Source organism: Virgisporangium aurantiacum (genome assembly GCF_016863635.1).
Lineage (GTDB): Bacteria > Actinomycetota > Actinomycetes > Mycobacteriales > Micromonosporaceae > Virgisporangium > Virgisporangium aurantiacum.
The window spans coordinates 396,298-420,686 of sequence record NZ_BOPG01000012.1 but is presented as its reverse complement, the minus strand read 5'-3'; the positions used below and the strand labels follow the sequence as shown (position 1 = coordinate 420,686).

General features: G+C 70.5%; 23 protein-coding genes. 12 read left to right on the top strand and 11 right to left on the bottom strand.

Annotated features, from left to right (window positions below; translation table 11 throughout):
* Positions 1–26: 26 nt before the first annotated feature.
* Positions 27–1,502, bottom strand: coding sequence for a family 43 glycosylhydrolase (locus tag Vau01_RS10775; protein ID WP_203990128.1), 1,476 nt, complete (start codon positions 1,500–1,502; stop codon positions 27–29).
* A gap of 266 nt (positions 1,503–1,768) precedes the next feature.
* Between Vau01_RS10775 and Vau01_RS10770 the strand changes: the two genes are divergently transcribed.
* From Vau01_RS10770 to Vau01_RS10755, 4 genes are read left to right on the top strand one after another with little or no spacing between them, the layout of a single operon-like run.
* The gene (locus Vau01_RS10770) at positions 1,769–2,629 is read left to right on the top strand and encodes an ABC transporter substrate-binding protein (RefSeq protein ID WP_203990114.1); all 861 of its coding nucleotides are present in this window, start codon (positions 1,769–1,771) and stop codon (positions 2,627–2,629) included.
* On the top strand, positions 2,626–3,459 hold the full coding sequence (locus Vau01_RS10765) for an amino acid ABC transporter permease (RefSeq protein ID WP_203990112.1): 834 nt from the start codon (positions 2,626–2,628) through the stop codon (positions 3,457–3,459). The genes Vau01_RS10770 and Vau01_RS10765 overlap by 4 nt, the downstream gene beginning before the upstream one ends.
* Positions 3,456–4,208, top strand: coding sequence for an amino acid ABC transporter ATP-binding protein (locus Vau01_RS10760; protein WP_203990110.1), 753 nt, complete (start codon positions 3,456–3,458; stop codon positions 4,206–4,208). The genes Vau01_RS10765 and Vau01_RS10760 overlap by 4 nt, the downstream gene beginning before the upstream one ends.
* Positions 4,205–4,624: a hypothetical protein gene (locus Vau01_RS10755; protein ID WP_203990108.1), complete on the top strand. Its 420-nt coding sequence runs from the start codon at positions 4,205–4,207 to the stop codon at positions 4,622–4,624. The genes Vau01_RS10760 and Vau01_RS10755 overlap by 4 nt, the downstream gene beginning before the upstream one ends.
* Here Vau01_RS10755 and Vau01_RS10750 read toward each other — a convergent pair.
* From Vau01_RS10750 to Vau01_RS10740, 3 genes are read right to left on the bottom strand one after another with little or no spacing between them, the layout of a single operon-like run.
* The gene (locus tag Vau01_RS10750) at positions 4,621–5,343 is read right to left on the bottom strand and encodes an alpha/beta hydrolase (RefSeq protein ID WP_239151480.1); all 723 of its coding nucleotides are present in this window, start codon (positions 5,341–5,343) and stop codon (positions 4,621–4,623) included. The two genes, Vau01_RS10755 and Vau01_RS10750, sit on opposite strands and share 4 nt — an antisense overlap.
* Before the next feature lie 5 nt (positions 5,344–5,348).
* A complete protein-coding gene (locus tag Vau01_RS10745; RefSeq protein WP_203990106.1) occupies positions 5,349–6,224 on the bottom strand; it encodes a helix-turn-helix domain-containing protein in 876 nt (291 codons plus the stop codon).
* A 46-nt stretch (positions 6,225–6,270) separates the two neighbouring features.
* A complete protein-coding gene (locus Vau01_RS10740; protein WP_239151479.1) occupies positions 6,271–6,519 on the bottom strand; it encodes a hypothetical protein in 249 nt (82 codons plus the stop codon).
* A 218-nt stretch (positions 6,520–6,737) separates the two neighbouring features.
* Between Vau01_RS10740 and Vau01_RS10735 the strand changes: the two genes are divergently transcribed.
* Genes Vau01_RS10735 through Vau01_RS10720 form a run of 4 tightly spaced genes read left to right on the top strand, consistent with a single transcriptional unit; the run spans position 6,738 to position 10,760 of the window.
* Positions 6,738–6,986, top strand: coding sequence for a hypothetical protein (locus tag Vau01_RS10735; protein ID WP_203990104.1), 249 nt, complete (start codon positions 6,738–6,740; stop codon positions 6,984–6,986).
* A 4-nt stretch (positions 6,987–6,990) separates the two neighbouring features.
* Positions 6,991–7,248 (top strand): hypothetical protein, encoded by a 258-nt coding sequence (locus Vau01_RS10730; RefSeq protein ID WP_203990102.1) that lies wholly within the window; start codon positions 6,991–6,993, stop codon positions 7,246–7,248.
* Between the two features lie 57 nt (positions 7,249–7,305).
* Entirely contained in the window at positions 7,306–9,030 is a 1,725-nt protein-coding gene (locus Vau01_RS10725) for an ABC transporter transmembrane domain-containing protein (RefSeq protein WP_239151478.1), read from the top strand.
* Positions 9,027–10,760 (top strand): ABC transporter ATP-binding protein, encoded by a 1,734-nt coding sequence (locus tag Vau01_RS10720; protein WP_203990101.1) that lies wholly within the window; start codon positions 9,027–9,029, stop codon positions 10,758–10,760. The genes Vau01_RS10725 and Vau01_RS10720 overlap by 4 nt, the downstream gene beginning before the upstream one ends.
* A gap of 2 nt (positions 10,761–10,762) precedes the next feature.
* Here Vau01_RS10720 and Vau01_RS10715 read toward each other — a convergent pair whose 3' ends face one another.
* Complete coding sequence (locus tag Vau01_RS10715; protein ID WP_203990099.1) at positions 10,763–11,707, bottom strand: aminoglycoside phosphotransferase family protein; 945 nt, start codon at positions 11,705–11,707, stop codon at positions 10,763–10,765.
* Between the two features lie 56 nt (positions 11,708–11,763).
* Here Vau01_RS10715 and Vau01_RS10710 point away from each other — a divergent pair, with 56 nt between their 5' ends.
* The 4 genes from Vau01_RS10710 to Vau01_RS10695 all read left to right on the top strand — a co-directional run bounded on the left by Vau01_RS10710 (position 11,764) and on the right by Vau01_RS10695 (position 18,292).
* The gene (locus Vau01_RS10710; protein WP_203990097.1) at positions 11,764–13,215 is read left to right on the top strand and encodes a S41 family peptidase; all 1,452 of its coding nucleotides are present in this window, start codon (positions 11,764–11,766) and stop codon (positions 13,213–13,215) included.
* 414 nt (positions 13,216–13,629) lie between these two features.
* Positions 13,630–14,481: a hypothetical protein gene (locus tag Vau01_RS10705; protein WP_203990095.1), complete on the top strand. Its 852-nt coding sequence runs from the start codon at positions 13,630–13,632 to the stop codon at positions 14,479–14,481.
* 39 nt (positions 14,482–14,520) lie between these two features.
* Complete coding sequence (locus Vau01_RS10700) at positions 14,521–17,907, top strand: pyruvate carboxylase (protein ID WP_275423932.1); 3,387 nt, start codon at positions 14,521–14,523, stop codon at positions 17,905–17,907.
* Positions 17,908–17,968: 61 nt separating this feature from the next.
* Positions 17,969–18,292 carry a plasmid stabilization protein gene (locus Vau01_RS10695; RefSeq protein ID WP_203990085.1) on the top strand — a complete coding sequence of 108 codons (324 nt, stop codon included), beginning with the start codon at positions 17,969–17,971 and terminating at the stop codon, positions 18,290–18,292.
* Here Vau01_RS10695 and Vau01_RS10690 read toward each other — a convergent pair.
* The 6 genes from Vau01_RS10690 to Vau01_RS10665 form a co-directional block, all read right to left on the bottom strand.
* On the bottom strand, positions 18,281–19,171 hold the full coding sequence (locus Vau01_RS10690) for an N-acetylglucosamine kinase (protein ID WP_203990082.1): 891 nt from the start codon (positions 19,169–19,171) through the stop codon (positions 18,281–18,283). The two genes, Vau01_RS10695 and Vau01_RS10690, sit on opposite strands and share 12 nt — an antisense overlap.
* Positions 19,172–19,235: 64 nt before the next feature.
* A complete protein-coding gene (locus Vau01_RS10685; RefSeq protein ID WP_239151477.1) occupies positions 19,236–20,450 on the bottom strand; it encodes a family 16 glycosylhydrolase in 1,215 nt (404 codons plus the stop codon).
* A gap of 41 nt (positions 20,451–20,491) precedes the next feature.
* Positions 20,492–21,307, bottom strand: coding sequence for a carbohydrate ABC transporter permease (locus tag Vau01_RS10680; RefSeq protein WP_203990080.1), 816 nt, complete (start codon positions 21,305–21,307; stop codon positions 20,492–20,494).
* On the bottom strand, positions 21,304–22,182 hold the full coding sequence (locus tag Vau01_RS10675) for a carbohydrate ABC transporter permease (protein ID WP_203990078.1): 879 nt from the start codon (positions 22,180–22,182) through the stop codon (positions 21,304–21,306). Before Vau01_RS10675 ends, Vau01_RS10680 begins: the two co-directional genes overlap by 4 nt.
* Before the next feature lie 2 nt (positions 22,183–22,184).
* The gene (gene ngcE / locus Vau01_RS10670) at positions 22,185–23,567 is read right to left on the bottom strand and encodes an N-acetylglucosamine/diacetylchitobiose ABC transporter substrate-binding protein (protein ID WP_239151476.1); all 1,383 of its coding nucleotides are present in this window, start codon (positions 23,565–23,567) and stop codon (positions 22,185–22,187) included.
* An 85-nt stretch (positions 23,568–23,652) separates the two neighbouring features.
* Positions 23,653–24,387: a sugar isomerase domain-containing protein gene (locus Vau01_RS10665; protein ID WP_203990075.1), complete on the bottom strand. Its 735-nt coding sequence runs from the start codon at positions 24,385–24,387 to the stop codon at positions 23,653–23,655.
* Positions 24,388–24,389 lie beyond the last annotated feature (2 nt).

Genomic DNA, 24,389 nt, shown 5'->3' with positions numbered 1-24,389 from the left:
CCGCTACCCGGAGGGTGACAATGTCGTCACCGTATTTCTCCTGACGGTGCCGTCAACGTGACACCGAGCCGCACCGGCGTGCCGAAGTTCGGCGTGCCGTCGGCGTTCCAGGTGAACTTCTGCGCCCGGGTCGACCGGTTCATGTCGCAGCCGCCGCCCGCCGAGTCGTTGGCGTGGTAGACGATCCAGTCCTCGGTGCCGTCCGGCGACGTGAAGAACCCGTTGTGACCCGGTGCGAAGACGCCGTTCGCGTCGCTGCGCTGGAACACCGGGTTGGGCGATTTGGTCCAGTGTGCGGGGGTCATCGGGTCGGTGCCGGTGAGCGTGAGCAGGCCGAGCTTGTAGTCGGGTCCCCAGCAGGCGGAGGCGGAGTAGACGACCATCACCCGCCCGTTGTGGTACAGCGCCTCGGGTCCCTCGTTGACCGGCGCGGTCTGCCGTTCCCAGCTCAGCGTCGGCGAGCTGAGCCGCACCCGCGACCCGCTGAGCGTCCACGGGTTCGACAGGCGTTGGATGAAGTTGCTCTGCCCGGCGCCGTCACCCCCGTAGGTGCCCATCAGGTAGAGGTTGCCGCCGACCCGGAGGATGCTGGCGTCGAGCTGCCAGTCGGAGCCGAGGTCGGCCTTGAACGCGTACGGCCCCATCGGATCGGTGCCGGCGCTCTCCAGGACGTGCAACCGCTGCGTCGGGTTGTAGTCGGAGACGTTCTGGCCGGCGACGTAGTACAGGTACCACCGGTTGTTGATCAGATGGAACTCCGGCGCCCACATGTTGCAGCAACCGTTCGCGCGCCCGGCGAGGTTGAACACCACCGTGTCCGCCGCGGTCGCGAGCCCGGCGAGCGTGGCGGAGCGGCGCATCGTGATCGTCGAGTTCCACGTGGTGGTGGCGAGGTAGTAGTTGCCGTTGTGGTACTGCAGCCACGGGTCGGGGCCGTTGCGCTTGATGGGGTTGGTGAAGGTCCCGGCCGCTATCTTGACGAGCTGCCACTGCTGGTTGGCGCCGTCGAGGTCCTGGTACTGCGACACCCGGGCACCGTCGGCGGTCGACCACTCCCAGACGTCCAGTGCCTTGCCGCTGTTGCGGTTGATCAGACGCACGTAGCCGCCGGCCGAATCGGCGAGCCGGAACTGCTGGCGGGCGTCGTTGCGGTCGGCATACTGCACGAGCTGGATGCCGTCGGCGGTGGTCGGCAGGTCGAGCACCTTGCCGCTGTGGCGGCTCCGCAGCCGGTACCACCCGCCGCCGGAGTCGACGAACTGCCACTGCTGCCATGCCCCGTCGTTGCGGGTGTACTGGTTGATGGCGGCGCCGTCGGTGGTGGCAAGGTTGTAGACGTCCAACGCCTTGCCACTGTTGCGGTTCACCACCACGTACGACGCGGCGGTGTCCACCGTGGCGGCCGACGCACCCGACGGCAGCGCGGCGACGCCCCCCAACGCGGCGACGACGATCGTGACGGTGACGGCGGCGATCCGCTTCCACCATGCCCGGTGTTCCATCAGGCCTCCGCCCGCCCCGCACGCTTCTAATAGACGACGCTCGATGGATACTGTGAACGATAACATTCCGTCCCGTCAACCCGCCGGTGCGCGCCCGCTTCGCGGATCTTGGACTCCTGACGGGGTTCTGGGCCCGCGGCGAGTCCAAGATCCACAAACGCGCGCCATCAACTGGTCGGGGTGGGCGTGACCACCACCGGGCGGCGCTCTGTGATCGTCCTCTATTGATCTTTATTCCTACCGGATCAGTGGGATAACCTGGGGGAATGCGAACCCTTCGTCTCGCGACCGCCGCTCTGGTGGTGGCCGGGCTGGCCGCGTGCGCGCCGGCCGACGAGTCCGACGACTCCGGCACCGCGGCATCCACCGGCGCCGCGTGCGCGCCCGCCGACCTGAAGACGCTCACCGCGGGCAAGCTGACGTTCGGCACCGACGACCCGGTGTACCCGCCGTGGTTCGACGACAACAAGCCCGACAACGGCAAGGGCTTCGAGGGCGCCGTCGCCAAGGCGCTGGCGAAGAAGCTCGGCTATGCCGACGACGCGGTCGTCTGGGTGCGGGTCCCCTTCAACAACGCGATCGCGCCCGGGCCGAAGACCTACGACGTCGACATCAATGAATTTTCCATCACCGACGAGCGCAAGCAGGCGGTGGACTTCTCGGCGCCCTACTACGACGTGACGCAGGCGGTGATCGCCCTGAAGAGCAACAAGCTTTCGGGGACGAAGGCACTGGCCGACCTGCGTGGCGCCAAACTCGGCGCGCAGGTGGGCACCACCAGCCTTCGCGCGATCACCGAGTCGGTGAAGCCGACCGCGCAGCCGCAGGTCTACAACAACAACGACGACGCCAAGAAGGCGCTGCAGAACGGCCAGATCGACGGCCTCGTGGTCGACCTGCCGACGGCGTTCTACATCACGTCGGCGGAGATCGACGACGCGACGATCGTCGGGCAGTTGCCGCAGCCGTCGGGTACGCCGGAGCAGTTCGGGCTGGTGCTCGACAAGGGATCGTCGTTGACGGCGTGCGTCTCGCAGGCGGTCACCGCGCTCAAGTCCGACGGCACGTTGGCGAACCTGGAGAAGGAGTGGCTCGCCGGTGTGAGTGGCGCACCGGTTCTTTCGTGAGCTACACGCCGAGCCGGGTTCAGCTCGACCGGATCGCCTACCGGCGGCGGCAGACCGTGCGGTCGGTCGTCGTCGCGGCGGTGTCGACGCTCGTGCTGGGCGTGGTGCTGGTGGTCGCCGTCACCGGCTCGCCCGGGTGGGACCGCGTCAAGGAGAGCTTCCTCGACCCGGAGGCCGCCCGCGCGGCGCTGCCCGACATCCTGCGCGGGCTGTGGCTGAACATCCGGCTGCTGGTGTTCTGCGCGATCGGCGCGCTGCTGCTCGGGCTGGGCATGGCGTTGCTGCGAACCCTGCGTCCCGCCGTGTTCTTTCCGTTGCGGGCACTGGCCACCTCGTACACGTACGTGTTCCGGGGCGCGCCGCTGATCATCGTGCTGTACCTGTTCACGTTCGGGATTCCCGGGCTGCGGCTGAGCGGCACGCCGTCGGTGCTCGTGCTGGGCGGGGCGGCGCTGGTGATCGTCTACGGGGCGTACCTGGCCGAGGTGTTCCGGGCCGGCATCGAGTCGGTGCACCCGTCGCAGTGGGCGGCGGCGCGGTCGCTGGGGCTGAGCTACGGGCGGACGCTGCGGCACGTCGTGCTGCCGCAGGCGGTGCGCCGGGTCACCCCGCCGATGCTCAACGACCTCGTGGCGATGCAGAAGGACGTCGGGCTGATCTCGCTCGCCGGCCCGGTCGACGCGATCCGGGCCGCGCAGATCCAGACCGCGGAGACGTACAACTTCACGCCGTACGTGGTTGCCGGGGCGCTGTTCGTGCTGCTGGCGATCCCGCTGATCGCGGTCACCGACTGGATCACGCTTCGGGCGGCGCGGAGGCAGGGTTCATGACGGGTCCCGTTCTGTCGATGACCGGCGTCCGCAAGGTGTTCGGCACCACGGTGGTGCTCGACGACCTGTCGCTGTCCGTTTCCGAGCACGAGGTGGTCGTGCTGATCGGGGCGTCGGGGTCGGGGAAGTCAACGCTGCTGCGCTGCGTCAACCTGCTGGAGACCGTCGACGACGGCGTCATCCGGTTGGACGGTGAGGACATCACCGACCCCCGCGTGAACGTCGACCGGGTGCGTCGGCGCATCGGCATCGTGTTCCAGTCGTTCAACCTGTTCCCGCACCTGAGCGTCCTCGACAACGTGACGCTCGCGCCGCGCCTCGTGCACAGCCGGGCGCGCGCGTCCGCGGAGGAGCACGCCCGGGCGATGCTCGACCGGGTCGGCCTTGCCGACAAGGCGTCGTCGTACCCCGACCGGCTGTCCGGCGGGCAGCAGCAGCGGGTGGCGATCGTGCGGGCCCTGATGAACGAGCCGCGCCTGCTGCTGCTCGACGAGATCACGTCGGCGCTCGACCCGGAGCTGGTGGGGGAGGTGCTCGCCCTGGTCGGCGAACTGCGCGGCCAGGGCGTCACGATGGTCATCGCGACCCACGAGATGAGCTTCGCCCGACAGGTCGCCGACCGCGTCTGCTTCCTCGACGGCGGCCGCATCCTCGAGTCCGGCCCGCCCGCCGAGCTGCTCGACGCGCCGCGCGACCCGCGCACCCGGCAGTTTCTGCGCCGCATCGCCGGGGCATACTCGTCTGAATGAGTGACGATCTTGCCGACGAGGTCCAGCGCGTGGCCGCCGGCATCGCCGCGACCCGGCCCGACCGGCTCGACTACTCGGAGGGCAGCCTCGCGGTGATCGAGGAGATGCTGGCGGAGGCGGCGGAGTACGTCGACGGGATGACCGAGGACCTGGCCACCGACATCGCCGAGCAGACCGGCTGCTACATCCTCGAGGTCGGTCGCCGCAACCACGGCGGTCGCTACGTGTGGTACGAGGCGCGCAACGCGCCGGTACTGCTGGTCGGCGAGCCCGAGTTCCGCGTGGCGATGCTGACGTGGGACAAGACCCGCGGCCGCCTGTCCGGCGACGAGGCCGACAACATCCCGTTCTTCTACGACGGCTTCGCCGCCTGCGTCCGCTCCGCCTCCCCCGGCGACGACGCCCTGTACGTCTAAACCAGCCTCCGAACCGCACCGACGACGACGCCGCCCGCGCAGAGCACGGCGTCGTTGTGATCCGCCCCGTCGACCACGATCGTGTCGACGAGCCCAGCCGCCGCGTCGGCTACTTTTCGACTCTGCTCCGCCGGAACCACGCTGTCCCGCGTCCCGTAGACGACGATCGTCGGCGCGTGGATCCGCGGCACGAGGTCCGCGACCGGAAAGCGGTCCCGCAGCAACGCCCCGACCGGCAGGAACGGGTAGTGCGCCCGCCCGACCTCCACGAGCGACGCGAACGGCGACCGGAGCACGACGCCGTGCGGGGCGACGTCGGTCGCGAGCCGGGCGACCACCGCGGCCCCGAGGCTCTCCCCGAACAGGATGACCCGATCGAACCTCCCGGCGAGATGATCCCAGGCGGCGCGGACATCGCTTCTGAGCCCCGCTTCCGACGGGGTGCCGGGGTTGCCGCCGTAGCCCCGGTAGTCGAGCAGGAGCACGGTGAGCCCTTCGGCCGCCAACTGTCGCGCGAAAGGAAGGCGACCGGCCCGGTTGCCGCCGTTCCCGGGTGCCACGAGCACCGCGGCACCGTCCCCTGTGGACGGTTCGACCTGCCAGGCGGTGAGCCGCAACCCGTCGGAGGTGCTGAGGGTGACGTCCCGAACGTCGTCGGGCACCGTCGGCGTGGTGCGGTCGGGGAAGTAGGTGAGACGCCGCTGCAACGCGTGGAGCACGGGCGTCAGTCCCGTCGAGGACGCGCGAGGTCGTAGTACATGTCGATGTACTTGTCGAGGATCGGGTTGATGTCCGTCGTCGCGCTCTTCTCGATGATCTCAAACAACCGGCGGTACAACGCGACGTCCAGGCCGCCGGATAGTACGAAGTTCGGAAGATCGACGAGGATGTGCGAGTCATCGTAGACCATGAAGTTGGGGCTGCTGAATGGCCAGGGTACAGCGAGCGGAACAAGTGCGATCGTGACGTTGGCGTGGCGGGCGGATACTTCCCCGATTCGTTGCAACTGCGCGAGCATCTGTGCGGGGGGACAGATTCGGTTGCTCAGCACCGCTTCAGCCATGATGAAGTGGAATCTCTTGCCGTCATCGGCCAGAATGCGCTGGCGCGCCATGCGGGTCGCGACCAGTTGAAGGACCGTTTCGTCTTCCGGGTCGGCATTCTCGTGCAGCAGTGCCCGCACACTCGCCACGACGGCTCGCGCATATTCACTGGTCTGTAGCAGCCCAACGACGAAATTCGGCGAGAACTCGCGCATCGCCGTCATCGAAGACTCGATCTGCGCGATGCGGTCCTGTTGCGATACCAGGCCCGGGGCGGGGTCCTGGTGTGAATTCCGGTCCCGGTCCGTCGGCTCGTCGAGAACCCGGCGGAGCTCGCTTTCTGGGATGCCGAGCGCGCTGGCCAATTTGCCGATTTCCCTCGGAGTGACGTTCGCGCGCCCGCTCTCCAGACGCGAGATTTTCGACTGACTCATCCCGACAGCGGCGCCGAGTTCGTGACCGGTGAGCCCCGCCTGTCGGCGGTGCTTGGCGACCGTCCTGCCGAGGAGTATCCGAACCCGCGGTTCGAGTGGGCCGCGATCCGACCTGTCGGCCATGGCCCACTCCCTTCCGTTGGTTTGCTGGTGCGTAGCGACGGAGGCGCTACCCGAGGTCCCGCGCCGCTGCCAACAGCAGATCAGCCGGGATCTCGATGAGATGCTCACCCTCGGGCAGATCGACACCCACCTCGTGGGCCTTTACGGTGTAGCCCTGAATCACCAGGGTGTTCCGATCGGTTGTGAAGACGGTCGGGCAGGTGCCGGCGGAGCACGAACTCGTGAGAAGGGTGATCTTCGGAGCGCCTGTGCGGCCCTCGGACAAGTTATTCGGCATATCGGAATCACTATTCACTGCGGCAGGCTAACGGCTTGAACCCACAATGCCAAATCGCGACGCGCCACCTCGCTGTCTGCACTCAATCAGACGGCGTGTGCTGCTGAAACGCAAGTGGTTGGAGTAAATTCGCTCCTGGTGAACCGCGCATAGCCATTCACGCACTTCGGGTTCACACTTGAGGCTCGTCCAGCGGCGCCCCCCGCCACCCGTGGATCAGAACCTCGGGAGAGACCATGGACATTGATCAAATTCGGACCCAGTTGGAGCTATTCACTGTATGCAGCGTCGAGTCGCGGCCCGGTGTAGCCGCGCTCACCCTGCTTGTGGCGGTGGCGGCAACCGCGTGGACGACAACAGTGATGGTGCGGCGGATGATCGCGTCCGCCCTCGCTTTGGCGCAGGCTATGGTCGCCGCAGTCGCCAACCTGTCGATCGTGCTGGCCGCGTGCCTCGTGCTCGCCGTCCTTGCGCTCACGGGGTAACGCGATGAGTCCCGAGATCATGGTCCTCGTCGTGGCGGTGGTGGTGATCGTGGTCGTCGCTCTGGAGATGTTGACCGCCGTCCTGCCCCTGATAATCGTCATTGCGTTCGTGCCGCCGGGGGAGCGGGCGGACCTCGCCGAACTGCTCGCCGCGGCGGACAGTTCGCCCAAGCTGCGGCTCTGGCCGGCGTTGAACGCCGCCGTCGTCGCCCGGCGGCGCCGGCGTAAGGCGATGGCGAGAGAGCGGCCCGCGACGATGTGACCCACGCCGCCGCAAAACACGATGAACCCACCCGTACCCCGCCGGTAGGGTCGACGGATGGCCCTCCGACTCCCGCACCTCGATCCGGGAGTCCCGCCCACCACCGGGCCGCTGCGCTACATGTGGTGGCTCGTGCGGTCGCAACGGTGGCGGATTCTGCGGGCCAGCCTTGTCGGCACCGCCTGGATGGTGGGCCTCGCCGTGCGGCCGTACCTCGTGTCGCGGGCGATCGACGACGGTCTCCGCGCCGACGATACCGCCGCGCTCCTGCGGTGGGCCGCCGCGATCGTGGTGGCCGGCCTGATTCTGGCGTACCTCGGCATCATCCGGCACCGCACCATGACGTTCGTCCGGGAGGACGCGACCGGGCGGTCCGCCGGTGTCCTGCTGCGGCACCTGGCCCGGCTCGGTGCGGCGCTGCCGCGCCGGATGGCGGTCGGTGAGGTGGCCACGGTCACGGCCGCCGACATCACGAACACCTCGCACATTCTTACCACCACCGGGCCCGGTGTCGGCGCGGTCGCGTCGTTCGCGACGGTCGCCTATCTACTGTGGACGGTCGCGCCCGCGCTCGCGTTGTTCGTGCTGGTGGGCGTCCCCCTGATCGCGGTGCTCGTGACGCCGTTGCTGCGCCGCCTGGAGCGGGCCGAGTCGGCCTACCGCCACGAGCAGGGGCAGTTGACCACCCGCGCCAGCGACATCGTCGTGGGGTTGCGGGTGCTGGCCGGCGTCGGTGGGCGGGGGTTGTTCAACGAGCGGTACGGCGCCGTGTCGAAAGGGTTGCTGCGCAAGGGATACCGCGTCGGCGCGGTCAACAGCTGGGTGGAGGCGTTGACGTTCACCATCCCGGGATTCTTCCTCGCCGCGGTGGTGTGGCTGTCGGCGCGGATGGCCGCCGACGGCACGATCACGATCGGCGAGATGGTCGCGGTCTACGGGTACGTGGCGGTGCTCAGCGTCCCCGTGTGGTTCATGCTCGAGATGGGTCACCAGGCGATCCGGGCGCGGGTGGCGGCGCGCCGCATCGTCGCCGTGCTGCGCATCCAGCCGGAGAACACCGGCGGCGGCACCCGGACGGCGCCCCGGCGCGGCGAGCTGGTGGATCCGGCCAGCGGGCTCGTCGTCCCCCCGGGTGTGGTCGTCGGCGTCGCGGCCGACGATCCGGCCGCGGCGTCGGCGCTCGCGGACCGTCTCGGCCACTTCCAACCCGAAAGCGTCAAAAGCGAGGTGACGTGGGACAGCGTGCCCCTCGCCGACATCGCGCTCGAGGAGCTGCGGGCCGGGATCCTCGTCGCCGACCACGAGTCGTACCTGTTCGCCGGCACGTTGCGCGAGCTGTTGAGCGTGAAGGAGAACACGGGTGACGAGCACATCCGCGCCGCCCTGCACACCGCGTCGGCCGACGACGTGGCCGACGCGTTGCCGGAGGGGCTCGCCACGCCGCTCGACGCCCGGGCGCGCACGCTGTCGGGCGGGCAGCGGCAGCGCCTGCGGCTCGCGCGGGCACTGCTGGCCGAGCCGGAGGTGCTGATCCTCGTCGACCCGACCTCCGCCGTCGACGCGCACACCGAGGCCCGGATCGCCGAGCGGCTGCGGGCGAAACGCGACGGCCGGACGACGGTCCTCGTCACCACCTCGCCGCTGCTGCTCGGCCGCGCCGACACCGTGGCGTTCCTCCGCGCCGGTCGGGTCGCCGGCACCGGCACCCACACCGACCTCCTCGACCGCGACCCCGACTACCGCGCGCTCGTCGCACGGGATCTCGACGAGGCACTGACGTGAGCCGGTTGCCCGTCGCCGACCGCGCGACCGTGCGCCGGGCGGCGCTGGCGCTCGTCGCCCTCGACCGTCGCGCGATCACCGTCGTCCTGGCGCTGCACGGCGCCGCGGCCGTGGCCGCGCTCGCGGTGCCGTGGCTGGTCGGCGAGATCGTCGACGACGTGGTCGGCGGCGCCGGTGCGTCCACTGTGGACCGGCTCGCCCTGGCGATCGTCGGATGTGTTCTGGCGCAGGGGCTGCTGACCCGGTACGCCCAGTACACCGGCTACCGCTTCGGGGAACGCGCGATCGCCCGGCTGCGGGAGCGGTTCGTGACGCGCACGCTCGCGCTGCCGGTCTCGGTGGTCGAACGGGTCGGCGTCGGAGACCTGGCCACGCGCAGTTCCGTCGACGTCGCCACGGTGGGAACGACGGTGCGCGACGTGCTGCCGGTCGTGTTCCTGAGCGTGGTGCGGCTGATCCTGTTGCTGGTGGCGGTCTTCCTGCTGCATCCGGTGCTGGGCCTGGCGTCGCTCGTCGGGGTGCTGCCGATCTCGCTGGCGACCCGCTGGTACCTGCGCCGCGCCAGTTCCGCCTACATCGCCGAGGGCGCGGCGCTGGCCGACCTGACCGACACGCTCACCACCACCGCCGAGGGTGCCCGCACGGTGGAGGCGTTGCGGCTCACCGACGACCGGATCCGGCACGGGCACACGAGCATCGGCCGGCTGTGGGCGCGTCGCCGGGTGACGCTCGGGTTGCGGACGAGGTACTTCCCGATCGTCGAGGGCAGTTACGCGCCGCCGATCGCGGCGGTGCTCGTCGTGGGCGGGTTCCTGCTGCACCGGGACGCGGTGACGCTCGGCGCCGTTGTCGCCGCGGCCCTGTACCTGCAGCAGGCCATCGACCCGCTCGACCAGTTGCTGCAACGGATCGAGATGGCCCAGCGCGGGCTCGCCTCGTTCGCCCGCGTGCTCGGCGTCGAGCAGGTGCCACCGGAGTCGGCCGGCACCGCGCAACGGCCCGGCGGTCGCGACCTCGTCGTGCGCGGGGCCCGGTTCTCGTACCACGCCGACGGTCCCGAGGTGCTGCACGGCATCGACCTCGCGGTGGTGCCGGGGGAGCGGCTGGCGATCGTCGGGCCGTCCGGTGCCGGCAAGTCGACGCTGGCCCGGCTGCTCGCCGGCATCGACGCGCCGAACGCCGGCGTGGTCAGCCTCGGCGGCTGCCCGGTCACCGACCTGCCGCCCGCGGTCCGCCGGCGCCGGATCGCGCTGATCACCCAGGAACACCACCTGTTCATCGGGACGCTGCGCGACAACCTCTCGTTCGCCGCCCCCGACGCGTCCGACGACAGCCTGCGCGAGGCCCTGCGCGTGGTCGGCGCCGAGTGGGCCGACGACCTCCCCGACGGCCTCGACACCCGGTACGGCGACGGCGGGGCCGACCTCGGCGCAGCCGACGTCCAGCAGATCGCGCTGGCGCGCATCGTGCTCGCCGATCCCGACATCCTCATCCTCGACGAGGCGACCGCGGCGCTCGACCCGACCACCGCCCGCCGCACCGAACGGGCGCTGGGCGCGGTGCTCGCCGGGCGCACCGTCATCGCGATCGCGCACCGGCTGAACACCGCCCACGACGCCGACCGGGTCGCGGTGTTCGAAGCCGGTCGGATCACCGAACTCGGCAGCCACGACGAGTTGATGGAGGCCGGCGGCGCGTACGCGCAACTGTGGCGCAGCTGGCACGGCTGACGTCAGCGGAGCGCCTCGACCTCCTCGACGAGGAGGGCACGGACGAGGTCGTCGCGGCGCTTGTGCTCCGGGCCGGTCATGCCGCGGCTCGGCATCTCGACGACCATGAGCAGATCCAGGTGCAGGCGGTACAGCGCCAGCCGGCGGCGGGTGGAGTCGTCGACCGTCATCGGCCCGCCGTGGTAGCCGAGCACGAACGGGTGCTCCGGCTCGGTCTCGATCCGCCGGAGAACGGCCGGCGAGACGAAGTCGAGCAGCGGATCGCCGTAGAGGTACCGCTCGCCGTCGACGAGGCCGGTGAGCCGGTCGCCCACGGCGAGCACGTTCCCGTCCCACAGGTCGAAGTGCAGCAGCGCCGGACGGTCCACAGTGGACAGAATGGCGTGGTGCGCGGCGACGGCCGCGCGGATCGCGTCGGGCGGGACGGGTAGCTCGACGGCCCAGTCGACGGCGTCGGCGAGGATGTCCTCGATCATCGCGGCGAACGCGTCGGGCCAGTTGTCGGCGTGGGACCGGGAACCCGGGTACCCGAACCGGTCGCCGGTGATGGTGTGCACGGCGGCCACGGCCGCACCGAGCTGCCGCCGCACCTCCGGCGCCGAACCCGGCTCGATGGCGGTGCCCGGCAACAGCGTCGTCACCAGCAGGTCGCCGTCGTGGTACAGCACGGTCGGGACGGGCACGGCCGGGGCGTGCGTGGCGACCAGCCGGAAGTAGTCGGCCTCGGCCGCGATGACGTCGGCCTCGTACCGTAGCAACGGCGTCTCCGGCGGCGGGCCGAGCTTGAGGACGACGCTGCGCCCGTCGACCAGGTCGAGCCGCCAGACGGCGGCGAACCCACCACCGGACAGCTCGGTGGCGGCGCGGATCCCGACGCCGAGCGCGTCGGAGGCGTACCGGTCGAGGTCGGCGCGCGTCAGCACGCGCTGGGTGGGGCTGCGGTACATCCGTGGAACCTACCTGTTTATCCCCGACTTACGACGCCCCCGAGATAGTTGCCGCCATGAATCCTCGACGACCGCTCGCGGTCACCGTGACCGTCGCCGCCGTGGCCGCGCTGATCGGCTACGGCGCGACCACCGTGTTCGCCACCGAGACAGCGACGGGGCGCCCGCCCGCGTGCGCCACACCGTCCGGCGATCCACCGGAGCGCAGGGAGACCTCGGTGACCACGATCGGCCAGGCCTATCACTGCGTCTTCGACAACTACGTCACGGGCCCGATCCTCGACTCCCGCACGCTGCTGGTGCCCGCGTTCACCGCCGTGACCCAGGAACTGCAACGGCGCGGGCTGGAGCAGCCGACCGCCACGCTGCCCGCGTTGACCGGCAAGCGCGACCAGGACTGGGCCGCCTTCCGCCGCACCTACGAGCAGCTCGTCGCGAAGCTTCCGGCCGACGCCACGGTGCGGCAGGCCGTGGCCCGCGCCGCCATCGGCGCGATGATCGAGGCGCTGCACGACAACCACGCCCACTACGCGAACGGCATGATCGCGAACACCACCGGACTGCGGGTCGACGGCATGCGGGGGCCGGTCGACCCCGACCCGGTCGCGACCGCGCCGCTGTCGGTCACCGAGGTCGCGGCGGGTTCGCCCGCGGCGGCGGCCGGTGTCCACGCCGGTGACGAGATCCTGACGGTCAACGACGTCCCGCCGTACGTCGACGGCGAGGTCGTGCCCGGCGTGCTCCGCTGGGTCACCAATACGAGTGCGCCGGGGACGCTGCGGTTGGCGCTGCGCCGCCCGGCGACCGGTGCCACGTGGACGGTCACCATCAATGTGACGCAGCAGCCGGGTCCCGCGCCCGGCCCCGATCCCAGCAATGAGCCCAGCAGTGAGCCGAGCGGGCCGCCGACGCAGCCGCCCGCGGAGGCGCGCCTCGTCGACGGCGACCTCGCCTACGTGAAGGTGACGGGCTTCGGGCCCGGCGTCACCGACTCGGTGCTGGCCGCGATCGCCGACCTGCGGACGAAGGCCACGCTGCGCGGTCTCATCCTCGACCTGCGCGGCAACGGCGGCGGCGACCCGGCCGAGGTGGCGCGGCTGACCGGCGCATTCGCGCACGGAAGGACGACGAGCTACTGGTGCGACATCCGCGACCGCTGCACGCCCAACCGCACGAACGACTCGGTGCCACTGGTGAACCTGCGACTGGTCGCCCTGACCGACCGCGACTGCGCGTCGGCCTGCGACTCGTTCAGCAGCGCGGTGAAGGATCTCAAACTGGGGACGCTGGTGGGCACCCGTACGGCCGGCATCGTGTCCGGCCCGGCCGAGCCGTGGCTGCTCGACGACGGCAGCGCGCTGCTGATGCCGAAGTACCACGAGATCGCCGCGAACCGCGAGATCGTCAACTCGGTCGGCGTCGCGCCGGATCACTACGCCCCGCTGACCGCCGCTGACCTGTCCAACGGCCGCGACCCCGGCCTGGCCAAGGCGATCGACCTGTTCTGAGCGACGTTCCACAACAACGTCGCTGATCTTGCAGTTGTGCTCGCCGGAAAACGGGAGAATTCCGGCGGAAGGGCGGGCACAACTGCAAGATCGACTCGTGGGGGCGGGCACGGCAACCACCAGGTGAACAGTCACCCCCACAACAATGTGGTCGATTCAGCAGGCGATGACCTGCACAAATGACCACGTTGTTGTGGAACGAGGGAATCAGCCTAGCCTCCTAGGATGGCGAGGAGCGTGTGGCGCCGTCGACCGTGGACTTCGCAGCGGCCGGGGTGGCCGACCGCAACAATGCGGTTGATCGCCCGTGCCAGAACACAGGTGAACCACCACGTTGTTGCGGTCGCCCCCGGCGGCACCCCACATCGATGCGGGATCCTCGCAACGGGTGACAGGGTCCGCCACACTGCGTACATGTGGCGGATCCGGGAGCCCCGGCGGGGCGAGCAGCGACGTACCCGGCTCGGCACGCGGCGGCGGGAACTGGTCGACCAGCGGCGGGCTGGCATCGGGATCGCCGGCGTGGGTGTCTTCTGGATCGTGCTTCCGTCGGTGCTTTTCGCGGTCGTCCCCGACCGGGACGGTGGTGACGTGGCCGGCCTGATCACCTGGTTGGTGATCGCACCGGCGTTCGTGGCCCTCGGGCGGATGATGGCCCGCGACGCCCACCGGGAGCTGCGCCGGGTCGAGGACCGGGCGTGGCTCGGCGACCGGTTCCTGTGCTGGAGCCGGCACGACCGGGCCGAGCCCACCTGCGTGGAACGGTCGGACGTGGTCGAGGTCGGAACGCTCGATCGTGCGGTGGTCGTCCGCACCGTCGACGGGGTCGAGCACACCGTGACCGACCTGGGTACGCCGGCCGAGCGGAGAGCCCTGGCGACGGCGATCGGGGAGGCGCTCGCGGGGGAGGTGCCGCCCGGCCTGCCGTTCCGCTGGACGCAGGTGGGGGACCAGCTGTGGCGTCGCCCGTCGCACCGGTGGACGGTGCGCCCCGGCCGGCTGGAGGCGCCCGGAGGACGGGTCGTCGCGCTCGGGCTGGACCGGAGGCCGCGCACCGGGCACGTCCGGCTGCACGCGCTGCTCGACGACGAGGAGCGGGTGACGATCATGGCGGGCTGGCGCCAGCGCCGGATGATCACAGCCGTCGCCCACTGGCTCGCCGACCGGGCCGACGTCCCGCTGCACGCAGGTGTACTAGACGAGAAACACAGTGCAAGCGATCGCCTCCGGGCAGGTCAACCGGTAACTTCGGCCCCACCGCCGTAGGCCGGCCCACACGCCGGGAAGCCGAGAGGCCCAGATACAGTGCGCCAACCGTTCCGCAAGATGCTGGTCGCCAACCGGGGCGAGATCGCGATCCGCGCGTTCCGTGCCGCCTATGAGCTGGGAATCTCCACCGTCGCGGTGTTTCCGTACGAGGACCGCAACTCGCTGCACCGGGCCAAGGCCGACGAGGCGTACCTCATCGGCGAGCGGGGCCACCCGGTGCGCGCGTACCTCGACGTCGACGAGATCATCCGGGCGGCGAAGCTCGCCGGTGCCGACGCCGTCTATCCGGGCTACGGCTTCCTGTCGGAGAACCCGGATCTCGCCGCGGCCTGCGCCGAGCACGGCATCATCTTCGTCGGCCCGCCGTCCGACGTCCTGCACCTCACCGGTAACAAGGCCCGCGCGGTCGCAAAAGCGAGGGAGGCAGGGGTTCCGACCCTCAGGTCGTCAAAACCAAGTGACGACATCGAGGAACTCATAAGAGAAGCGGACGACATTAGCTTCCCCATCTTCGTCAAGGCGGTCGCCGGTGGCGGCGGGCGCGGCATGCGCCGGGTCAGCGACCCCGCCGACCTGCGCGAGTCCATCGAGGCGGCCTCGCGGGAGGCGCGCTCGGCGTTCGGCGACGGCACGGTCTTCCTGGAGCAGGCGGTCGTCGACCCGCGCCACATCGAGGTGCAGATTCTCGCCGACGCGCAGGGCAACGTCTCGCACCTGTACGAGCGGGACTGTTCGGTGCAGCGGCGGCACCAGAAGGTCGTCGAGATCGCGCCGGCGCCGCACCTGGACCCCGAGCTCCGGGCGAGGATCTGCCAGGACGCCGTGAACTTCGCGAGGGCGATCGGCTACGTCAACGCGGGCACGGTGGAGTTCCTGCTCGACACGAGCGGTCGGCACGTCTTCATCGAGATGAACCCGCGCATCCAGGTGGAGCACACGGTCACCGAGCAGGTGACCGAGCGCGATCTGGTGATCGCACAGCTGCGCATCGCGTCCGGTATGTCCTTGCCCGATCTGAAACTCACCCAGGACCAGATCACCGTCAGTGGCGCGGCCCTGCAGTGCCGCATCACCACCGAGGACCCGGCCAACGGCTTCCGCCCCGACGTGGGCACGGTGTCGGCGTACCGGTCGCCGGGCGGGCCGGGCGTGCGGCTCGACGGCGGCACGATCCACACGGGTGCCGAGGTCAGCGCCCATTTCGACTCGATGCTCGTCAAGCTCACGTGCACCGGCCACGACTTCACGAACGCCGTGCGCCGCGCACGAAGGGCGATCGCGGAGTTCCGCATCCGGGGCGTCTCCTCGAACCTGGCGTTCCTGGCCGGCGTCCTCGACGATCCGGACTTCCGCGCCGGCCGCGTCACCACGAGCTTCATCGACGAGCGCCCGCACCTGCTCAAGACCCGCCCGAGCGCCGACCGCGCCTCCCGCATGCTCGCCTACCTGGCCGAGACCACGGTGAACCGGCCGCACGGCCCGCGTCCGCAGGTGATCGAACCGGTCGACAAGCTGCCGCGGGTCGACCTCGACGCCGTACCCGCCGAGGGCACGCGTCAACTGCTGCGCAGGCTCGGCCCGGAGGGCTTCGCGCGGTGGTTGCGGTCGGAAACGAAGGTCGCGGTCACCGACACGACTTTCCGGGACGCGCATCAGAGCCTCGTCGCGACCCGCGTCCGGACGCGGGACCTGCTCGCCGTCGCGCCGTACGTGGCCCGTACCGCGCCGCAGCTGCTGTCGCTGGAGTGCTGGGGCGGTGCCACGTACGACGTCGCGCTGCGGTTCCTCGCGGAGGACCCGTGGGAGCGGCTGGCCGCGCTGCGCGAGGCGGTGCCGAACCTGTGCACGCAGATGCTGCTGCGCGGGCGCAACACCGTCGGGTACACGCCGTACCCGACCGAGGTGACGTCGGCCTTCGTCGAGGAGGCCGCCGCGTCGGGCATGGACATCTTCCGCATCTTCGACGCGCTCAACGACGTCAACCAGATGCGGCCGGCGATCGACGCGGTCCGGTCCACCGGGACGGCCGTGGCGGAGGTGGCCCTCTGCTACACCGGTGACCTGAGCGACCCGGCGGAGAAGCTCTACACGCTGGACTACTACCTGCGTCTCGCCGAGCAGATCGTCGACGCGGGTGCGCACGTGCTGGCGATCAAGGACATGGCCGGGCTGCTGCGCCCGCCGGCCGCCCGCCGCCTGGTGACGGCGCTGCGGGAGCGGTTCGACCTGCCGGTGCATCTGCACACCCACGACACGCCGGGCGGGCAGTTGGCCACGCTGATCGCGGCGATCGACGCCGGGGTCGACGCGGTCGACGCGGCCGTGGCGTCGATGGCCGGCACGACGTCGCAGCCGTCGCTGTCGGCGCTGGTGGCCGCGACCGACCACACGGAGCGGAACACCGGGCTGTCGTTGCAGGCGGTGAGCGACCTGGAGCCGTACTGGGAGGCGGTGCGCCGGGTGTACGCGCCGTTCGAGTCGGGGCTGGCGTCGCCGACCGGGCGGGTGTACACGCACGAGATTCCGGGTGGGCAGCTGTCGAACCTGCGGCAGCAGGCGATCGCGCTGGGGCTGGGCGACAGCTTCGAGCTGATCGAGGACTGCTACGCGGCCGCCGACCGGATGCTCGGGCGGCTGGTGAAGGTCACCCCGTCGTCGAAGGTGGTGGGCGATCTGGCGCTGCACCTCGTGGGCGCCGGTGTGCGTCCCGAGGACTTCGAGGCGGACCCGGGCCACTTCGACATCCCGGACTCGGTGGTCGGGTTCCTGAACGGCGAGCTCGGCGACCCGCCCGGCGGCTGGCCCGAGCCGTTCCGCACGCGGGCGCTGGCGGGCCGGCCGGCGCACCGGCCCGGTGCCGAACTGACCGACGCCGACCGCGCCGGCCTGCGCGACAACCGCCGCGCGACGCTCAACCACCTGCTGTTCCCCGGTCCGACGAAGGAGTTCACGGCGCACCGCGACTCGTACGGCGACACGTCGGTGCTCCTCAGCAAGGACTTCTTCTACGGGCTGGAGTCCAACATCGAGCACACGGTGACGCTGGAGCCGGGCGTCACGCTGATCATCCATTTGGAGGCGATCAGCGAGGCGGACGCCCGCGGCTACCGCACGGTGCTCGCCACGCTCAACGGGCAGCTGCGCACGGTGACGGTGCGGGACACGTCCGTCCACACCGACGTGAAGGCGGCCGAGAAGGCCGACCGGGCGAACCCGGCGCACCTGGCGGCGCCGTTCGCCGGCGTGGTGACGCCGCAGGTGGGTGAGGGTGACGTGGTCGCCGAGGGCCAGACGGTTGCGACGATCGAGGCGATGAAGATGGAGGCGGCGATCACCGCCCAGCGCGGCGGCACGGTGACGCGCCTGGCGATCGGCAAGGTGCAGCAGGTGGAGGGCGGCGACCTGATTCTGGAGATTGCCTGACCGGTTTCAGTGCGTCCATTGCGGGAACTCTCTGCCTGTTGCCTACCTGTTGGAGGTCGTCATGCCGGCGGGATCGAGTCCGAAGCGTGAGCGCCAGTACGAGCACATCAAGGAGAGCGCGCAGAAGCGCGGCGTGCCGAAGAAGCGGGCCACGGAGATCGCGGCGCGCACGGTGAACAAGGAGCGCGCCCGGGCGGGCGAGTCCCGCACGGCGAGCAGGTCGTCGTTGAACGACGTGTCGTCGGGTCACCGCGGCGGCAAGCGCTCGCACACCGGCGCGCAGGGGCGCACGAAGGAACAGCTCTACAACGAGGCGAAGAAGAAGAACATCAAGGGCCGCTCCAGCATGAGCAAGTCCGAGCTGGAGAAGGCGCTATCGAGCTAGCAGTCTCGCGGCGAGGCGGGCGGCGCCCTCCTCGCCGGTGCGGGCGGTGCTGATCCGCACCTCCGGGCCCAGCCGGCTCACCAGGCCCTGCCGCACCGGCGCGCAGTGGCGCAGCACGCCGCCGGCGAGCACGAGCGGGCCGGGTGTCCGGACGCGCGAGACCGTCGCGAACAGGTGCGCGGCGGCCTCGTCGAGGATTGTTTCCGCGCCGGGGTCGCCCGCCTCGGCGGCCGCCGTGACGAGCGGCGCCAGCGCGGCCAGTTCCCGCGGTTCGCGCCGGTAGACGGCGGTGACGACCGCGTCGCCGTCCACTGTGGACACCCCGGTCGGCGGGCCCGGTTCCAGGGCCGCCGCCACCGCGTCGGTGAGCGGGCTCGTCGCCGCCCCGGCGTAGCGCCGGTTCGCGGTGGCGACGGCGGCCGCGCGGCCGATCCAGAACGCGGAGCCGAGGTCGCCGAGCAGCCAGCCGAGGCCGTCGGCGGTGCGGACGAGGCGGTCGCCGTCGACGGCGGCGGCGACCGCGCCGGTGCCGGCGATGAGGACGGTGCCGGCGGGTTCGTCGGTGCCGGCGGCGAACGCGGTGACGGCGTCGCCGACGACGCGCACCGGGCAGCGGATGCCTTCGGCGCGGAGCGCGCGCTCGACCGGTTCCGGGTGCGCCGCGCCGGCGGCGCCGGCCACCACCGCCGCGATGCTTGCGACGTCCACATCGGACAGTGCCGCGGCGAGCGCGCTTCGCAGGTTCGACGCGCCCTCGTCGACCGGCACGGTGACGGGGTTGCCGGCGCCGGCCCGCCCGAAGCCCACCCGGTCGCCGGCGACGGTGGTCACGAGTGCGCGGGTGGACGTGCCGCCGATGTCGATACCGAGGACGAGCACCGGTCCCTTTCCGTTTCCGTGGAGGGGGCGGGTTTCGGGCTGGAAACCCGCCCCCGACTCTCGTTCAGCAGCGGCCGAGATCCTGCCACTGCGCGGTCCAGCCCGGTTCGCTGCCCTGGGTCCACCACCGGGCGCGCCACAGGTGCACGCCGTCGCCGGACTTCGGGCCGTTCGGGTCACCGTTCCGGCTGCGTTCCCACCGTACCGTGGCGCCGGTGGTGTACTGGCCGGAGATCGTCCACAGTGGAGCGGTGGAGCAGTTGCCGGGGTTGCCCGGGTTGCTCTGCGACGGCGATCCGGGGTTGGACGGCGATCCCGGGTTCGACGGTGAGCCCGGGTTCGACGGCTGGGGGCACGACCCGCCGCTGCCGACGGTGTCCTTGTGCGCGACGCCCGTCGACCGGAACCCGGCCACCCGCGACGCGACCTGCGCCGGGGTGAGCGCCTCGTTCACGGTGTGGTACAGGTAGTCGATCTGCTGGCGGTACGTCGACACGCCGCCGGAGTGGGTGGCGGTGTCGATGAACCAGAGGTTGAAGTTGATCGACATCGGCGTCTCGGGGTAGTAGATGCCGCTGTGGTCGGCGACGAGCGCGCCGTCGACGTAGTACCGCACGTGCCCGGCCGACACCGTGAACTGCAGGTCGTGCCAGCCGTTGTAGCTCTGCCGCTGCTCGCCGTGCGTGTTCACGGCCTCCCACGGGTCGGGCCGGTAGGTCTCCCACGTGGTCTCGTAGAGGATGTTGCTCGGCTCGCCCCAGCCGCCGTTGGGCAGGTACTCGAAGTCGATCTCGCCGTAGTCGGGGTCCATCGGGGCGTTCAGCGGGGTGATCGTGAAGAACGTCTCCACGAGGTGATCGCCGTCGTTGCCGGTCACCGGGGCGTCGGCGAACTTGACGCGCGCCGCGTACGTCCCCTCGAAGAACTTGCGTTGGTGCAGGAACTCGGCCTGGCTGGTGCCGGCGCCGGTGCCGTCGGTGGAAGCCTGCAGTTGCAACGACTTCGCGCCGTCGACGGTGGGGAACGACACGTTCGACGCCGGCCACGACGCGCCGGGCACGCCGGGCCCGCCGGCGTTGGTACGCACCGTCCAGCCGCGCTGGCCGATGAGCGGATCGGCCGGGCCGCTGTAGGTGAAGTCGTCGAACAGGGCCTGGCACTCGGCGGCCAAGGCCACGCTGGGAGTGGTGGTGACGAACGCGGCGGCGGCGACGGTGCCGGCCGCGAGCGCCACCATGGTGGCGGTCAGCGAGGTGACCAGGGGGTGGGGTGATCTCACGTCCTTTGCTCCAATCGGGGGAGGTGCAAACGGACGGGTCGCTATCTCACCGCCCCTGCGGTGAGGCCGGCCCGGATCTGCCGTTGGAAGAGGAGATAGGCGAGGAGAACGGGGAGCATCGCGATGACCAGACCGGCGAACAGGCCGCTCCAGTCGCTGCGGTAGCCCTGGCTGACGGCGAGGAACGCCAGCCCCTGTGCCAGCACGTACCGGTCGGGGTCGGGGTTGAGCGCGAGCGGCAGCAGGTACTGGTTCCAGAGGCCGACCACGTTGAAGATGCCGACGCTGAGCAGCCCCGGACGGGCCATCGGCAACATGACGCGGAAGAACACGCCCGCGTGCGAGCACCCGTCGAGGAACGCGGCCTCGGCCACCTCGCCGGGCAGCGAGCGGAAGAACGAGTGCAGGAAGAACACCGTGAACGGCAACGCGTACGCCGCGTACACCAGGATCAGGCCGTGGTACGTGCCGAGCAGCCCGAGCTGGTCGACCACGAAGAACAGCGGGACGAGCGCGAGGAACACCGGGAACAGCATCCCGGCGACGAGCGTGTAGTAGATGAGCCGGTTGCCGGGGAACCGGTACCGGGCCAGGCAGTACGCGACGAGCGCGCCGCCGAGCATGGTGAGGACGAGCGCGCCGCCGACCACGATCACCGTGTTGAACAGGTAGCGCCCGATCGACGCCGCCTCCCACGCCCGCGCCCAGTTGTCGAACTGCGGGCTCTCGGGAAGCGACCACGGGCTGTCGAAGATCTCCTCGTCGGTCTTCAACGACGAGACCACGGCCCACAGCAACGGGAACGTCACCAGGACGGCCCAGAAGAGCAGCACGAGATGCACCAGGGACCGTCTCATGCCAGCTCCACCGATTCCCGGCGGCTGAACCGCATCGCGAGCACGGCCAGGGTCAGGCTGAGGAAGAACAGCACGACACCCATCGCCGACGCGTAGCCGAAGCGGCCGTACGTGAACGCGGCGCGGTACAGCGTCAACCCGATCACCTCGGTGCTGTTGTCCGGCCCGCCCGGGCCGACCGTCATGATCTGGACGAGCGCGAACCCGTCCAGCGCCAGGATTCCGAGGTACACGAACGCCACCTGCACGCTGTCCCACACCAGCGGCAGCGTGATCCGGAAGAACAGCTCGACCGGTCCGGCGCCGTCGATGCGGGCGGCCTCGATGATGTGCGCCGGTATCGAGTCCATCGCCGCGGCGAACAGCACCACGTAGAACCCGACCGCCGACCAGATCATCGCGGCCGTCACGCACCACAGGGCGAGGTCCGGTTCCGCGAGCCAACTGCGACCCTCGACGCCGACCGTGTTCAGGAAACCGTTCAGCAGCCCCGAATTCGGCGTGTAGACGAACTGCCACAGCACCGCCACGATCGCGACCGACAGCAGTTGCGGGAAGAAGTACACGACCCGGTACGCGCGGGCCGCCCGGCCGACCCTGGTCGCCGCCGCGAGGAACAGTCCCAGCGCGACGGTCAGCGGCGGCACGACGAGGACGAGCAGCGCGGTGTGCGTCAGGCCGGCGCGGAACAACCGGTCGTCCCACAGCCTCGTGAAGTTGTCGAACCACACCAGGTTCACGTCGGCCGACACGCCGTCGAAGTCGGTGAACGCCAGGTAGAACGCCTGCGCGTAGGGCCACAGCACGAACAGCCCGTACAGCGCCAGGGGTGGGATCAACGCCCCGGTGAGGAACCGGAGCCGGCCGTGTCGCATCGCTAGCGCTTGCGCTTGGTGACTGATGAATCCTTCGCCACCTCGTCGGCGGCCTTCTGTACGCGGTCGGCCCACTGCGCCGGCGTCACGCGGCCGGTCATCAGCTCACCGGTCGCGTCGTCGAGGCCCTTGGCCAACGGCGGGTACCAGGTGCGGAACCGGTAGCCGAACAGGTCCGTCGACTTCGCGGCCTGCGCGACCGAAGACAGTCCACTGGAGAGGGTCAGCCCGTCGGTCGCCCCGCGAACCACCGGCAGCGCCTTGGAGTTCTGGGCGAACCCTTTCGCGATGTCGCGGGACAGCAGGACCCGCAGGTACTCCAGGCCGCCCTGGGCGTTCTTCGCCTTGGCCGGAACCAGGAACGACTCGCTGCTGGCCGACATCACCGCGCCGGCGGGCAGCTTGTCGTTGTCGAGCGAGGGAACCGTCGCCATCACCATGTCGAAACCCGGCGTGGTGACCGGTTCCTGCTCGCTCTCCAGCCAGGACCCGCACGGGATGAACGCCGCCTGGCCCTTGCTCCACGCGTTCTGCGCCTCGGTGTGCGAGAGTCCTTCCGAGCCGCTCATCACGTAGCCGCGGGCGACGAGCTCGTGGATCGCGGTGACCGCGGCCGTCATCGCGGGGCTCTTCCACGCGTTCGGTTCGAGGTTGTCGATCGACTTCACGAGGTCCTGCCCGCCGGCCTTGGCGGCCAACGAGATCAGCGGGTCGTTCATGTACTCGGGGTACTTGCCCTGCCATGTCCACGGCGCGACGCCGGCCTTCTTGATCTCGCCGCAGAGCGTGAGCATGTCGGCCCACGTCTTCGGGTAGGTCCAGCCCTTCTGGGCGAACAGCGACTTGGAGTACCAGATGCCCCACAGCACCGAGGCGTAGTTGAGCACCAACGGTTTCCCGTCGTAGGTGCCCTCGTCGATCACGCCGGGTAGCAGGGTGTCGCGAACCTTCACGGACGGGTCGTCGAGGCTGGGCGCGTCGAGGAGTTCGGTCAGGTCGCGCAGCTTGCCCGACGAGACGAGCGTGGCGAGGTCGAGCCGGCCGGCGCCGGTGTTGTCGACGACGTCGGGCGGGTTGTCGGCGATGAACCGTGGTTGCAGCACCTCGCCGACGCGCTGGATCGCCTTGTAGTCGATGGTCGACTGCTGGTGGCGCTGCCGGTAGCCGTCGCGGGCCTGCTGCGCGTACTGGTCGCCGTAGCCGCCCTTGAAGATGACGACCTCGAGCGGGGCGTCGGACGCGACGCCGAGCGGGTTCTCGTTGCTGGCGGTGCCCTTGCGGCTCTCGTCGCCGGACTTGCCGGCGTTGGTGGCGCAGGCGGTGAGGGCGAGCGCGCTGGCGCCCGCCAACAGGGTGCGTCGGGTGGGGTGGAGGGTGATGGACACCGGGGGACTCCTTGGCGTCGGAAGGCAGTTCGGGGCGCGGTCCATCGGCCGGGCGTACCTCGCTCGGCTGGGTGGACCGCGGTGTTTATGCGAGGCGGCGGATGCGTCCCGCGTATTTCGCTTCGAGGAGCAGGTTGTGGTCGTGCCCGCCCGGGGTGTTGGCGGACCGGTAGATCGGCGGCGTCTGTCCGGCGGCGACGAGGCGGTCGACCACCTCGGCCACGAGTTGCTGGGCAAGCACCGCGCCGGTGACCGAGGAGACCGCGCCGGTGCCCTCGGGCAACGCGGTGTCGCCGTACGGGGCGCCGTTGTCCAGCACCACGTCGGCGATCTCGGACAGCCGGCGGCCGGACGGGTGCAGTGGCGTCACCCGGCCGGAGTGCTCCAACGACGTGACCGCCACCAGGCCGTGGCCGCGCTCCTTCACCAGGAGCGCGAGTTCCACGACGACGCCGTTCACGCCGGAGTTCGAGGCGACGACGAAGACGTCGCGGGGGTCGACGGCGGCCAGGTCGTAGATCCGCCGGGCCACGTCGGGATCGCGTTCCAGCAGCGGGTCCTCGAGCACCTCGCGCGGCTCGCCGCCGAAGAGCACGATGTCGCGCAGCGCGATGCGGTTGGTGGGCACGAGGCCGCCGGCCCGGCCGGCGATCTCCATCGCGAGGGCCTCGGAGTGGCCGGAGCCGAACGCCTGCACCACGCCACCGGCGTCGAGGGCGGCGACCAGCAGGTCGGCGGCCCGGCCGACGTTCTCGGCCTGTTCGGTGCCGACCTTCGCGACAAGTTCGGTGATCATCGCCAGGTAGGCGCGGGCTGTCATGG